Source organism: Anaerolineales bacterium (assembly GCA_016928575.1).
In the GTDB taxonomy this organism is placed as follows: domain Bacteria; phylum Chloroflexota; class Anaerolineae; order Anaerolineales; family RBG-16-64-43; genus JAFGKK01.
On record JAFGKK010000053.1, the window covers coordinates 25,230 to 39,092 of the forward strand.

Consider the following 13,863-nt stretch of genomic DNA (forward strand, 5'->3'; position numbering starts at 1 on the left):
TCGCCCGGTTTTGGGTGCAGTGTCATGGTCCGGAAGGCGCATCCCGGGTATGTATTCGGGATTTGCGCGGAAAACAGGCGTTTTCAGGGGATCCACGGCATCCGAGGGCGTTCTCCCCCGCACCCGGGTGCTGGAACGGAACGGACGGTCTCTGCTATATTTGCGGAAAATATCCCTTGGGGAGGTGCAATGGTCAAACGCAATTGGATCTGGTGGATCGCCCTGGCGGCAGCGTTTTCGTTCGATTTTCTTTTTTGGGGCCATCGCCCGGGGATCTCGTTTTTCCTGTTCATCGTCGTCTGCCTGGCGGCGGGGGCGGTTTCGGCGGCCGTTTCCGGAATCCGGCCGCACCTCCGCAGCCTGATCCTCGTTCCATGCATCCTGGCGGCGGCCGCGGTCACGTTCCTGCGCACCGAGCCGTTCACGGTCTTCTGCGGCGCCGCGGCGGCGCTCGGGTTGATGATGATCCTGGCCGAAACCTACCGCGGCGGGCGCTGGCCGTTTTACGGATGGATCGACCACATCGGCGCGGCGTTCCGGCTGGGCGCCTCCGCCGCCCTGCATCCCGCACTCCTTCCGCCCGAGAAGCCAGCCGAAGGAGCCCTCCCGCGGCCGAACGCCTGGCGCCGCTGGATGCCTTCCGTCGCGCGCGGATTGGTCCTCGCGCTGCCGGTGGTGCTGGTGTTCGCCGCCCTGCTTTCGGCCGCCGATCCGGTGTTCGAGCGCGCGCTGAACTCCGTCTTCGATATCGACCGTCTGCCGGAATACCTGTTCCGGGCGACGTACGTTCTGATCGGCATGTACCTCCTGACGGGGATCATCCTGCACGCGGTCCTGTCCAGCCGCGAGGAGCGGCTTGCCGCCCCGGAAAATCCGCACGTCCGGCCGTTCGTCGGGTTCATCGAGTCGGTCGTGGTGCTGCTCAGCGTCAGCCTGCTGTTTGCGGTGTTCGTTGCCATCCAGTTCCGCTATTTCTTCGGCGGAGCGGAGAACATCACCGCCGAGGGATTCACCTATTCGGAATACGCGCGCCGCGGGTTCGGCGAATTGGTGGCGGTGGCGTTCTTCAGCCTGGTCCTGTTCCTCGGACTCGGTTCGCTCACCCGGCGCGAGAACGCGTTCCAGCGCAAGGCCTTTTCCGGGCTCGGATTGATCCTGGCGGCGCTGGTCGTGGTGATGCTGGTTTCCTCTTTCCGGCGGCTGCAGCTGTACGAGGAAGCCTACGGCTTCACCGCCCTACGGCTGTACACAAATGTGTTCATCCTGTGGCTGGGGATCCTCCTGGTGGCGGCGGCCGGTTTGGAATTGGCCGGGCGCACCCGCTGCTTCAGCGCCGCCGCGCTGGCGGCGGCCTTCGGCTTCACGCTCTCGCTCGCCGTCCTGAATGTGGACGCCGCGATCGTCCGCTGGAACGGCTTGCGCGCCGTCCGGTTCGAAGTAGAAGGGGCGAGCGCGCGGGCGGAGGAGCAGCTGGATACGGAGTACTTCGAAAGCCTTTCTGCGGACGCCGTGCCGGAGCTCCTGGCGCTGTACCGGACCAGCGCGGTGCCGGAAAAAGATCAGATCGGCGCGGGCCTTTCCTGCCGGCTGGCGGCAATGGAGGAGGAGTCCGCCGAGGATTGGCGGTCTTACCTGTGGCCGGTCGCGGAAGGCCTGCGGCTGCTGCGGGCCAGCGGGGTGGCCGAGGCCTATCCGACCCATACCGAACGGGGCGTTTGGTACGTGCAGGTCGGGGGGGAATCCCGGCGCTGTGCGGGTCAGGAGATGTGGATGGATTGAGGAAAGACGGCCGAGACGGTTGATCGGACCGAGCCGGTCTCTCAGACAGGCTCGGTCTGATGGTCTTCGGTCAAGCGCCCGCCAAGGGCTTTCCCGCTCTTTCCCCCCGTCCGGCTCCGCAGGATGGGGGGATTTGGTTTGCGGAGGGAGCTGCGGGGATCGGGATCCTTACGCCATCACCGCCGCAATCGGCGCGGGGGCGGCGACCCGGACGTCGGGAATTCCTTGCGTCCGGGCTTGTTCCACCTCGCGCGCCCAGAGAAAGAGGCAGGTGTGGTAGGCGGTGGTGATGTAGGAGGAGAACACGATGACGGCGATGATGATCGCGAAGGCGACGAGGATTCCGGCGGCGGCGCCGATCAGGACGCCTTCGACCGCCCAGTTGGACAGCGCGCCGATCAGGACGATCAATCCCGCGCCGAGCGCCAGCGCCAGGATCACCAGCAGGAATCCGATCAATCCGACGACGGCGCCCACCCCGATCTCCGTCACCGCCACGAGCAGGAGGTTGTCTTTGATGATCTGGGTCGCCCGCTTGACGCCCCGGCCGAGGTTCAAATCCTCGATGATCATCGCCGGCAGGATAAAGTAGGTGGCGACGGTCCAGATCCGGTTGAGCAGGGAGGCGAGTCCGGCGGCGAGGGCGCTGAGGAGGCTCCTCTGCTTCTGTTTGCGTTGGTTGGCCAGCGTTTCAAGAAGTTTAACCGCGGCGGACACCGCCGCCAGGGTCATGATGTCGAACAAATCGCGCCGCACCGTCGCCCAGGCCTGATCCATCCGGCCGTCCCCGTTGGTGAGGTAGTCGTACACCAAGCGGACGGTCATGCCGGAGAAAATGTAGGAGATGGTGAATTGGACGAAGAAGGTAAGGAAAGCCAACGCCGCCAGGAGGATCCGGCCGAGGTCGGTGTCGCCGGCCAGAAAGGTGAGGACGAGGGCGGGGACGGCCAGGAGGACGGTGGCGAGGCCGCCGACGAGCAAGGCGTAGATTGAAGGTTTAAGCAGGTCGGGATCCTTGGCCGCCATGGCGGCCGACTGTTTTAGAAAGCCGAATCCTCTGCGCAGGGAATCCCACATGGGATATCCTCCTTAAGCGGGAACGCCGTGACGGAACGTTCGTTCGGCGAGGGTGCTGCTTATCGTATCATGAAAGCGGAACCCGCGTCCTGATCGCGCGGGCCTTCAGCGGCTTGCTCCGCCGGGTCCGCAAGCCAAAAGACCCCGGATGCCCGAGCAGACCGCTCGCGAGCGGGGGTGGCGGCCTGTCAGCTTGTCCCAAGCCGAAGGCGAGGGATCATCCCCGCCAGCCGCTCTTCGCCGCACCCGGGCCCGCCCCGGAGACAATCCGGATCGAAAACGCGGGCCGGATTGCACGCGAAGCGGGGCGGTCTTGCCGGGAAGCCAGGATCCGCCCCGCCCAGCGGGGCGTTCCAAGCGGCGCGCCGCGGACCTCCTGCAATATAATGAACGGGTCCCGGTTGGAATGCCTCCATCCGAAAGGAAAGGAACTCGGAATGGCCGACCTTTCAGAATTATCCTCCCCGAACGGCGGTCCCCCCGGCGGACGGACGGACACGAACCGCGGCCGCTGGATCTTTTTGGCGGGGCTGTTGTGGCTGATGTTCCCGATCATGGTCTTCAACATCTTCCACAAGCCGTTACCCCCGGCGGCGTGGGAGCGCATCCGGGACGCGATCGTCGATCTGCTCGGCGCGGGTTGGATTCTGTGGATCGGCGTCGGAATCGGATGGCGGTTTTTCCGCAACGGACCGGCCTCCGTCCTGGAAAAATCCGCCCTGGCCGGCGCGCTCGGCTGCGGGGCTCTGGGGTTGCTCGGACTGGCCGCCGCCTGGGCGGGGATGATGACTGGAATCTCCGTAATCCTCGCCTGCGCCCTCCTGACGCCGGCGGTCTCCATTCCCCTGCTGAGGGAAATCGCCCCCCGTTTGCGGAAAATTCCCCGGCCGGCGCTCTCCGGAGGCGGCTTCTCGGCGGTTACGGCCGGATTCGCCGCCGTGTCCGCGCTCCTGGCGTTGGGGATTGCGCTGGCGCCGCCGACGGCCTGGGACGCGCTCGTCTACCACCTGCGCATCCCGCAGCAGATTCTGGCCGCGCGTTCACTTTCCCTCCCGGGCGATTCCCTCTTCCTCGAAATCCCGCACCTGGCGGAAATGCTCTTCACCCTCGCGGCCGCGCTGACCGGAAGGATGGAAACGGCGGCGGTGCTGGGATGGGGAATCGGACTCTTGACCCTCCTCGGAATGACCGGCACCGCGCGCCGCTGGGGATTGCGGCATGCTCTGCTTCCCGCCGCGCTGCTGCTTTCGGGCGATACGCTGGCGAAATCGATGGGATGGGGCTACGTGGATTGGGCGACCGCCCTGTTCGGATTCGCCGCACTGTGCGCGCTTTCGCACAGGAACGACGGTGCGAAGATGCCTTTCCTGGCGGGCGTTTTTGGCGGACTGGCGCTCGGCGTGAAATACACCGCCGGGATCGTGCTTCCCGTGCTGTTCCTGGCCGTTCTTCCGCGCGCCGGATGGAGGAGGTTTTTCAAGGAGTCAGCGCTGATCCTGTGCGGCGCGCTGGCCGCGTTCTCGCCCTGGATCCTCAGGGGGTTGGCGTTCTATGGAAACCCGCTCCCGCCGTTTCTTGACGGAGGCCCGGAGGCGGCGCTGAAAACCGCCTTTTTCGCCGGCCGCCCGTTGGAAAACACCTGGCTCCTGGCCGCGGTCATGCCCCTGCTGCAATCGACGGTCGGGAGCTACGGGGTGACTCCATTCGGCGCGACGATCGGTCCGCTGCTAATAGCGCTTCTGCCCGGGGCGCTCCGGCGGCGCGATGCGGAGCCCGCGGCGGGCGATTTTCTGCGCAGAGTGTTTTGGATCGCCGCGATCCTCTACTGGGCGGCCTGCGGTATCGGGGGGGCCTTCTCGCTTGCGCTGACCCAACCGCGGCTGTACCTGGCTTTGTTTCCGGCGGTCGGCCTTCTGGCGGCCTACGGGTTTGAGCGGTTGTGGGGCCTCCGCTGGAGGTTCATCCGGCTTGGCGCCGTCGCCGCCGCGATGGTCTGGCTGGTTGCGACGGTTCAGCTCCTCGGATTCGCCCAAAACTGGATCGCCGCGGGGATCCCCGAGTACCTCGTCGGCGCCCGGACCCGGCAGGAGTTCCTGGAGCGAAACCTGGGCTGGCACGCGCGGGCGATGGAATACATCCTCCAGATGCCGGAAGGTTCGCGCGTGCTGATGCTGTGGGAGCCGCGCGGCCTCTATTGCGGGGAGAACTGCCGCGAGGATTCGACCATCGACCGCTGGTACCTGGCGATGCGGACCGCCGGGTCGGCGGACGCGGTGCTCGGTGAATGGCGCCGGGAGGGGTGGACCCACATCCTGGTTTTCCATTCCGGGGCAGAGTTCGAACGCGCCTCGCGGAGCGAGTACGCCGCCTCGGATTGGGCGGAGTTGGACGCATTGTTAGCGCGTCTGGCGGAGGTGGAACGCTTCGGCGAAGCGTACACGCTGTATGCGATTCCGACATCAACAAAGCCGGGATGACGAACAATCAAACCCCTGGATGCCGGCTGGAAACGCGCCGGCCTGATCCCTCGCCTTCGGCTCGGGACAGGCTCACTGGTCATCACCCCGAAGTGATTTGTGCTCGTCACCCCCGAGCGGTTTTGTCGGGGGTCCAGGGTGCTTTCATTACGGTCATGGCGGATAGAGCCGTTGGATGCCGGCTGGAAACGCGCCGGCCTGATGAGCATTCAAACCCGTGGATGCCGGCTAAGAACGCGTCGGCATGACGAAAACCCCGGCCTCTGGATGCCGGCCAAGACCGCGCCGGCATGACGAGCATTCAAACCCGTGGATGCCGGCCAAGAACGCGCCGGCATGATGAGCATTCAAACCCCTGGATGCCGGCCAAGAACGTGCCGGCATGACGAGCATTCAAACCCCTGGATGCCGGCCAAGAACGTGCCGGCATGACGAGCATTCAAACCCGTGGATGCCGGCCAAGAACGCGCCGGCATGATGAGCATTCAAACCCGTGGATGCCGGCTAAGAACGCGTCGGCATGACGAAAACCCCGGCCTCTGGATGCCGGCCAAGAACGCGCCGGCATGACGAGCATTCAAACCCCTGGATGCCGGCCAAGAACGCGCCGGCATGACGAGCATTCAAACCCCTGGATGCCGGCTAAGACCGCGCCGGCATGACGAGCATTCAAACCCCTGGATGCCGGCCAAGAACGCGCCGGCATGACGAGCATTCAAACCTCTGGATGCCGGCTAAGACCGCGCCGGCCTGATCCCTCGCCTTCGGCTCGGGACAGGCTCACTGGTCATCACCCCGATCCGGTCCTCAGCCGCCCCCGTTTCTGCACGCTCTTTGACAACCGCTTCCCGGTCATTTACAATACCGTCCGCCGTCGGTTTCGGCATTCTTCTTTTATATAGAAAATCATATCCCCCGCGGGAAGCGCCCCGCTCCCCGTCCCTGGAGGTCGACAAGAGCACATGAAGGAATACGCAACCGAAGCCATCCGCAATGTGGCGCTGATCGGGCACGGCAGCGCGGGTAAGACCACCTTGGTCGAGGCGTTCCTGCACTTCACCGGAGCGGCCACCCGGCTGGGGAAGATCGAAGACGGCACGACGGTTTCGGATTTCGACGAGGAGGAAATCCGCCGCAGAATTTCCCTCTCCACCTCGGCCATCCCCCTGGAGTTCCAGGATTGCAAAATCAACCTGCTTGACACCCCCGGATTCCCGGATTTCGTCGGCGAGGTGATTTCAGCCCTGCGGGTGGCGAGCGGGGCGATGGTGCTGATCGATTCGGTCGCCGGCGTGGAAGTGGGGACCGAGTTGACCTGGCAGTACTGCACGGAGTTTAAATTGCCGCGTTTCGTGGTGATCGCCAAAATGGACCGCGAGAACGCGAACTTCGAGCAGGCGTTGGCGAGCGCGAAGAGCCTCCCCGGCGCCAAGCTGATTCCGGTCCAACTGCCGATCGGCCAGGGGCAGCATTTCCAAGGGGTGGTCGACCTGCTGGCGATGAAGGCGCGGATGGGCGCCGGCAAGGAAGCCGCCGAGATCCCCGCCGAGTTGAAAGCGGCGGCCGAGGAAGCCCGCGTGGTCCTGATGGAAGCGGCGGCCGAGGGCGAGGACGAACTGCTCGAAAAATACCTGGGCGGCACGGAGTTGACCCAGGAGGAGATGATCCGCGGCCTGCGCCAGGCGGTCTGGAACTGCACCTGCATGCCGGTTTTCGCCTGCGCCGGATCGGCCGAGGTCGGCATCGAACCGCTGCTGTATTGCGCGACGAAACTCATCCCCTCGCCGGCCGAGACGCCCAAGACAGAAGCGGAGGGAAAGGACGGTAGGGAGGAGTTGGAGTGTTCCGACGCCGGCCCGCTGGCGGTCTACGTGTGGAAGACGACCGCCGATCCGTTTGTGGGCAAACAGACCTTCTTCCGCGTGTATTCGGGGACGATGGTCTCCGATACGCGCGTGTGGAATTCGAAGAAATCGGTCGAGGAGCGGCTGGGGACGATCTCCCTCCCGCGCGGGAAGGAAACCCTTCCGGTGAAGCACGTGCACGCCGGCGACATCGGAGTCGTCCCCAAGCTGTCCGTGACCACCACCGGCGACACGCTGTGCGACAAGGGGCATCCGCTGACCTTTTCCGTCCCGGCCTACCCGACCGCGCTGTATTCCGTGGCGGTGACTCCGAAGACCCAGGCCGACGCGGCCAAGATCACCCCCACGCTCACCCGCCTATGCGAGGAAGACATGACCCTCACCTGGCACAACGAGGCCAGCACCCTGCAGACGATCCTCCAGGGCATGGGCGACCAGCACATCGATGTGGCGATCCGGCGGGCGGAGACCAAATTCCAGGTGGGGCTGAACATCGAATTGCCGAAGGTCCCCTACCGTGAGACGATCACCAAGCAGAACAGCGCGATGTACCGCCACAAGAAGCAAACCGGCGGATCCGGCCAGTTCGGCGAGGTGCATTTGCGGGTCGAACCGCTGCCCGAGAACGATTTCGAATTCGAGAACGAGGTCTTCGGCGGCGCCATCTCCTCCTCCTACATGTCGGCGATCGAAAAGGGGATCCGCGCGGTGATGCAGCGCGGCGCGGTGGCCGGCTACCCGATGGAAAAGATCAAAGTGGCGGTGTTCGACGGCAAGGAGCACCCGGTGGATTCCAAACCGGTGGCGTTCGAGATCGCCGGCCGCGAGGCCTTCAAGCTGGCGGTGAACGGCGCCAGTCCGGTGCTGCTCGAGCCGATCATGAACATCAAGGTGACCGTCCCGGAAGCCAACATGGGCGACGTAATGGGCGACCTGAACACGCGCCGCGCGCGGGTCCAGGGCATCGATACCGAGGGCGGCAAGAGCATCGTCAACGCCACCATCCCGCTGGCCGAGATCCAGCGCTACACCACCGACCTGCGCTCGATCACCGGCGGACGCGGAATGTTCAGCATGACCTTCGACCACTACGAGGTGGTCCCGCGCAACGTGGCCGAGCCGATCATCGCCGCCCACCAGAAGGCGGTCAGCGGCAAGGCCGAATCCGAGGAATGAGCGCCGAAGGAACTGCGGATTGCGGACCGAAGCGGCTCGCGTAACCAAACGGTGACCGCCGGAAATAAAAAAAGACACGCCCGGCGATGGACCCTCGGTTCCGTCGCCGTTTTTTTAAAAGAAAGTGTCTGCTCACCTTGTTTACTATTGAAAAGAAATCCTGCACTTTTCCATCCCCACTCCTATTCCCTGGCACCTCCGGCCCGTACGCCGGAGCCGGGGCGGGCCGCCCCGAGCGCTTGTCCCAAGCGCCTGTCCCGAGCAAAGCGAGGGAACGCGAGGGGAGGGTGTGGAGGTTGGGGGTGAGGATGGGGCGGAGACGGGGAGCTGAGTTGTACCTGTGATTTTTAAGATAATTATTGCGTGCCAAGGATTTCAGAAGGAGCCGTAAATGAACGGCAGGGGGGCGCCGGACGAAACGCCTTGCAGGATCCAAATCCCGGCTACGGCCACGGCGGCGGCGGCGAGCGCCGCCGGACGCAACGCGGCGGCCAGGCGCGGAAAGCGCTGCGACCATCTTCCGGCCGCATCCAGGGCGAGGAGGAGCAACAGGGCCGTGAACGCCGGAAGCAGAAAATGGACCGCCCAGTGAGGCTGTTGGAAGGAGATCATCCCGCTCAGATAGCGGACGCTCTCCGTCACCGATTCGGCGCGGAAGAGTATCCAGCCGATGCCGACCAAGTGAAACGTAACCAAGGCGGCCAAGATTTTCTCCCATCCTCGGCGCGGAACGAACCCCAGCAGCCGGTCGATGACGATCAGCAATCCATGCCACACCCCCCAAAGGATGAATGTCCATGCCGCGCCGTGCCACAATCCGACCAGGGTCATAGTGATCAGCGTGGCCCCGGTTTGGATCATCCGCGGAAAACGGCGGCCGGTTGCGGCCATCCCATGGCGGCTGAGGGGAAAGAAGAGATACTCGCGGAACCATTGGGTGAGGGTGATGTGCCAACGGTTCCAGAAATCGGCGGGGGATACGGCGAAATAGGGGTTGCGAAAATTCTCCGGAAGGGAAATCCCCAAAAAACCGGCGAACCCGCGGGCGAGGTCCGTGTAGCCTGAAAAATCCGAGTAGATCTGCGCCGCATAAAGGTAAAACCCGCCGATAAAAAGAGGGGCGGGGAACCCGGCGGCCTCGGGCGATGCGGCGGCGCAGAAGGCGGTGTCTGCCAGCGCCGCGAGGCTGTCGGCGATGACAACCTTTTTAAACAAACCCGTCAGAAGCAGCCGGAAGGCGGAGAGGAACGCGGAAGACGAAAGCGATCCCGGCGGATCGGCCATCTGCTTGAGGAAATCGGCGGGCCGGACGAAGGGCCCCGCGATCAGCTTCGGAAAAAACGCCAGGTACAAACCGAAGTCGGCGGCATCCTTCGCCGGCGTCAGCTTGCGGCGGGAAATCTCGACGATGTAGGCGATCGCCTGGAAGGTGTAGAAGGAAATTCCGACGGGAAGAAAAATCCTAAGGGACGAGGGAGGCGGGATTCCCGCTGCGCGGAGGAGGCTTTCCAGGTTTTCCAGAAAGAATCCCGTGTATTTGAAATAGACCAAGGCGCCCAGGTTTATAAGAATGCTCAGCAGGACCAGGCGCCGGGGATGGGGATGTTCGGGAAGGGCGCGCCCGATGAAAAAGGCTGCGGCGGAGATTCCCGCCAGCACCAGCGCGAATCGCACGTCGAAGGCGGCATACAGGGCGTAACTTGCCAGAAGCAGGAGGCTTTTCCGCCAGGCCGGACGGGGCAACAGCCAGTACAGCCCGCATATGCCGGCAAAGAGGAGGAGGAATTGCGGCGTGTGGAGCAGCACTACCCGCACTCCGCGCCGGCCAGCGCTTCCCACACCGCCTGGGCCACGAGCGCATGTCCGGTTGCGTTCCAGTGGGAATCGTAGGCCATGAACGGATCCTCTCCCCGCAGGACCGCCGCCACCATCAATCCGGTCGGATCCACAAAGACCAGGTTATGCTCGGCGGCGTAGGCAGCCAACGCATCCCGCGCGGCCAGCGCATTGGCGCGCATCCGCAGGATGTCGGGAATCCGGCCGGCATCGACCACCACTTCATGGTTTGCATCCAATCGCAGGGGAACCAGATCCCGCAGGGCGGGCGTCAGCTGGGAAGGGTCCAGAGCGAGGGGAAAATATATCTCGGGTTTCGTCGGTGCGTAAAGGATGGCCGTACACGAGGATCCCTCGGCCGCTTCCCGCGCCAAATCGCTCACGGCGGCCGTAAACTCCTTCCAACCGCGGCTGGCTTGCCATTCTTCCACGGTCAGGGTGAGGGCGTCCAGGTAATGCACGCAGCATACCAGCGGATACGTCCGTCCGGGCAGGTCGACCTCCAGCGGATAGATGGGATCCGCGGTTAAAAACCGTTCGATCCCGAAGAACCGCCTGAGATATTCCTGGGCGATCGGAATGGGCAGCAATTGGATCATCCAAGGATCGGAGGGCCGGAAGCGCATGGCGTCGAGCGGGGGTTCGACCTCCACAACCACCCACTTCGGCCGGCGCGGCAGGCCGAAGCGGGTCAGGAAATCCCGTTTGACCTCCGGACTGCTGCCGGGCTGGGATAGGTTGACGACTCTCCAGCCGCTGAGATCGGCAAATTGTTCCGGCCAGGGAGCCTGGCTTTGCGCGCCGAGCGAGAAGGAACGTCCGAGGACGACCAGGTCCGCTTCGGCCGGAAGTGGCGGCGTATTCCGGAATCCGAACTCATCCGTCTCCAGGCGGATGTGCGCTTCCAAACGGTCTTCGCCGGGCGGGATGGGCCGAATCAGATCCGGCCGCCAGAAGATCTGGTCGGCGTCCGAGGTGTAGACGTCGTACTCAAACACCGAAAGCGGTGAGTCCACGGGGGCGGGGGCGCCCAATCCGCGCAATCCGGCCAGCAGGGGGGGATTGAAGCGCAGGAGGATTTCCAGAAGGATCAGGCCGCCGGCGATGCCCAGGAGCAGACGGAGGAAGGAAGCGGCGGCCGCGGCGAGGAAATACGGGCAGGAGGGTCGGGAGCCCCCGCGGGGAAGATCCATACCGCTGGATTGTACATGATATTCCCGGCCGGAAGGAGCCGTCGTCGCCGGCGGCCGATAAGCGTTCTCTTTTGCGGTTCGCGTTTAGCAGGGTGCTGAAAAAGGCCTTTGAAAGCCATAGCCTATTTTTAGCACCTCGTTATCGAGATCCTCCATAGAATCTCCAGCCTGATTGTTTCCGCCGGGTTTTGGGCGTACGATGTAATTATCCGTGCGTTTCGGATGGAGGAGGGATGATGAACCGAATAACCGGCCGCTTTCTCCTGACGGCGGCGTGCCTGGCCGCCGCCGGATGCAACCTGCAATTAACCCGGGCGACCTTGGGGGATTCGACGATCGAGGCGCTGGCCGCCACCGCGCTGAAGCAATCCGAGGAGGCTCAGCCCGGCGGCACCATCCAGATGCCGACGCCGACCGCAAGCGCCACCCTGCCGCCGACCCCGACACTCACCCCGAGCATCACGCTCACCCCCACGCTGGAGAAGGTGACGATCCAAGTGAGCCGCAACACCAACTGCCGCGAGGGGCCCGACAAGTTCTTCGACTTGGTGGGGGTGATGAAGGTGGGGGAGACGGCCGAGGCGGTCGGGCGCAATGCGCCGAAAACCTACTGGGTAATCAAACTGCCAGCGGACACGGCCAAAACCTGCTGGCTGTGGCACGAGTGGGCGACGGTGACGGGGAACGGGGACGCACTGCCGATCATCCAAAGCCCGCCGACGCCAACTTGGAGCCCGAAGCCGGATTTCACCTTCCAATATCTCGGACTGACGGCTTGCCCGCCGCATTCCATCGTCCGGCTCCAGGTTACAAACACAGGAAATATTGCCTGGGAGTCGTGTATTGTAAAGGTGAAGGATACGGTTATTCCGGACGAAACGTCCACCGGATTAAATAATTTTGTCGATTACAGCGGATGTTCGCCCCTCAATAGTGTCCCCTCCATCGGTCCGGGGGAAACCGGTTATGCCGTAGGTGTCTTGCCCTCCACCTTCAGCGGACACAACGTTGAAGTGACGCTGCACCTCTATACTCAAGACAACCAGGCAGGCACGCATATGTCGGGGAATTTTAATATGACCGCGCCGTAACCTTGATGCGCTGGTTCGGACATTCATGCGGGAGGGAAAGGATTTGCTGGCTTTAATCCATCCTCTCGCCAAAAAATCGCAGAGATTTACCCTTTGCTGTCCCAATCCCCGCTTTCCTGCCGAAGAGGCGGAATAACGCAGCGCATCTGCGCCCCTCTCCCCCTTCCCCATAAGGCGCAGGGGGAGAGCGGATTAAGATAGGGTTTGGGAGGATAGCTGATCGGTTCCAAGAAATTATGTCGTGTTTTTCCGTTCCAGCCCTATTCCCGCAGACTTCCGGATATAATTGCCGATGACTGAGGAATAGCCTTGTTCGAGAATGATCCTGTCCTGACCGATTCTTCGATCCCCGAGCGCGCGCTGGGCAAAGTCGACACGGAAAAAGAGCCGCCGGCGCCGAAATCCCTGCTGACGATCCACGCCCACCCGGACGACCAAGAGTTCACCGTCGCCGGGACTCTGGCCAAGTGGGCGCGGGCCGGATGCGAAATCACCGCCGTGTGCATCACCAGCGGAGATTCGGGCTGCAACGATCCGGACAAGGGGGAAGCCGACAAGCCGGCTCTGGCCAGGCTGCGCGAGGAGGAACAGCTCGCCGCGGGAAGGGAGATCGGCGTAAAGGAGACGGTTTTCCTGCGCTGCCCGGACGGCGAGCTGCAGCACACCCTGGCGTTGCGAAAGGACCTTGCCCGCCTGATCCGCAAGTACAAGCCCGAGGCGGTGATGTGCGGCGACCCGACCGCGCGCTTCTACGGCAACTCGTACATGAATCATCCGGACCACCGCGCCGCGGCCGACGCCGCCTGCGACGCGGTATTCCCCACCGCCGGCACCCGGCTGATCTTTCCGGAGCTGCTGGCGGAAGGGTACGAACCGCACTCGGTCAAACGGCTGTATATGCACGGCTCGGAAAAACCGGACGTGTGGATCGACATCTCCGAAACGATCGAAATCAAGATCCGCGCGCTGCGCCGCCACCGCAGCCAGGTGGGGGAGGGGAAAGACCTGGACAAGATGCTGCGCGAGTGGGCGGAAGAGGAGGGCAAGGCTCGCGGATTGAAATACGCCGAAGCCTTCCGGGTGATGGTGTTGGATTGAAAGCAGCCCGAGGCGGTCCCGAGGACCGCATCGGTATGCGGATGGTTCGTCACCCCCAACGTTATATGTGATCGTCACACCCGATTTAAAAAATGCTCGTCACCCCCCGATGTGATAAATGCTCGTCACCCCCGAGTGGGTTTATCGGGGGTCCATGAGGTACTGGAATGCACAGCTTCTGAAAGCCCGCCAAGTACACCCCGCTTCGCGGGGCCGGCCCGGGACAGGCTCACTGATCATCAACCCTTCGTTATTTGTGATCATCACCCCC

General features: G+C 63.6%; 8 protein-coding genes. 5 read left to right on the forward strand and 3 right to left on the reverse strand.

What is annotated here, in order from left to right; translation table 11 throughout:
- Window positions 1-189: 189 nt before the first annotated feature.
- The gene (locus JW929_06635) at window positions 190-1,779 is read left to right on the forward strand and encodes a DUF4173 domain-containing protein (GenBank protein ID MBN1439070.1); all 1,590 of its coding nucleotides are present in this window, start codon (window positions 190-192) and stop codon (window positions 1,777-1,779) included.
- 168 nt (window positions 1,780-1,947) lie between these two features.
- Here the strand turns inward: JW929_06635 and JW929_06640 are convergent, their stop codons facing one another.
- On the reverse strand, window positions 1,948-2,856 hold the full coding sequence (locus JW929_06640) for a hypothetical protein (protein ID MBN1439071.1): 909 nt from the start codon (window positions 2,854-2,856) through the stop codon (window positions 1,948-1,950).
- Between the two features lie 437 nt (window positions 2,857-3,293).
- Between JW929_06640 and JW929_06645 the strand changes: the two genes are divergently transcribed.
- Window positions 3,294-5,333, forward strand: a complete 2,040-nt coding sequence (locus JW929_06645; GenBank protein MBN1439072.1) for a hypothetical protein — start codon at window positions 3,294-3,296, stop codon at window positions 5,331-5,333.
- A gap of 962 nt (window positions 5,334-6,295) precedes the next feature.
- Complete coding sequence (locus JW929_06650; GenBank protein MBN1439073.1) at window positions 6,296-8,374, forward strand: elongation factor G; 2,079 nt, start codon at window positions 6,296-6,298, stop codon at window positions 8,372-8,374.
- Between the two features lie 375 nt (window positions 8,375-8,749).
- Here the strand turns inward: JW929_06650 and JW929_06655 are convergent, their stop codons facing one another.
- A complete protein-coding gene (locus tag JW929_06655; protein ID MBN1439074.1) occupies window positions 8,750-10,180 on the reverse strand; it encodes an MBOAT family protein in 1,431 nt (476 codons plus the stop codon).
- Entirely contained in the window at window positions 10,180-11,403 is a 1,224-nt protein-coding gene (locus JW929_06660) for a hypothetical protein (GenBank protein ID MBN1439075.1), read from the reverse strand. Before JW929_06660 ends, JW929_06655 begins: the two co-directional genes overlap by 1 nt.
- A gap of 236 nt (window positions 11,404-11,639) precedes the next feature.
- On the opposite strand from JW929_06660, the gene JW929_06665 reads away from it, so the two are divergent.
- Together JW929_06665 and JW929_06670 are read left to right on the forward strand one after the other, a co-directional pair.
- Window positions 11,640-12,494, forward strand: a complete 855-nt coding sequence (locus JW929_06665; protein MBN1439076.1) for a hypothetical protein — start codon at window positions 11,640-11,642, stop codon at window positions 12,492-12,494.
- 360 nt (window positions 12,495-12,854) lie between these two features.
- Window positions 12,855-13,592: a PIG-L family deacetylase gene (locus JW929_06670; protein ID MBN1439077.1), complete on the forward strand. Its 738-nt coding sequence runs from the start codon at window positions 12,855-12,857 to the stop codon at window positions 13,590-13,592.
- Window positions 13,593-13,863: the final 271 nt, after the last annotated feature.

What these genes read in the sequence shown, in the direction of transcription:
- JW929_06650 (MBN1439073.1), top strand. Translation starts at nt 6,296, where the DNA reads ATGAAGGAATACGCAACCGAAGCCATCCGCAATGTGGCGCTGATCGGG.
- JW929_06635 (MBN1439070.1), top strand. Translation starts at nt 190, where the DNA reads ATGGTCAAACGCAATTGGATCTGGTGGATCGCCCTGGCGGCAGCGTTT.
- JW929_06665 (MBN1439076.1), top strand. Translation starts at nt 11,640, where the DNA reads ATGAACCGAATAACCGGCCGCTTTCTCCTGACGGCGGCGTGCCTGGCC.
- JW929_06660 (MBN1439075.1), bottom strand. Translation starts at nt 11,403, where the DNA reads ATGGATCTTCCCCGCGGGGGCTCCCGACCCTCCTGCCCGTATTTCCTC.
- JW929_06640 (MBN1439071.1), bottom strand. Translation starts at nt 2,856, where the DNA reads ATGTGGGATTCCCTGCGCAGAGGATTCGGCTTTCTAAAACAGTCGGCC.
- JW929_06645 (MBN1439072.1), top strand. Translation starts at nt 3,294, where the DNA reads ATGGCCGACCTTTCAGAATTATCCTCCCCGAACGGCGGTCCCCCCGGC.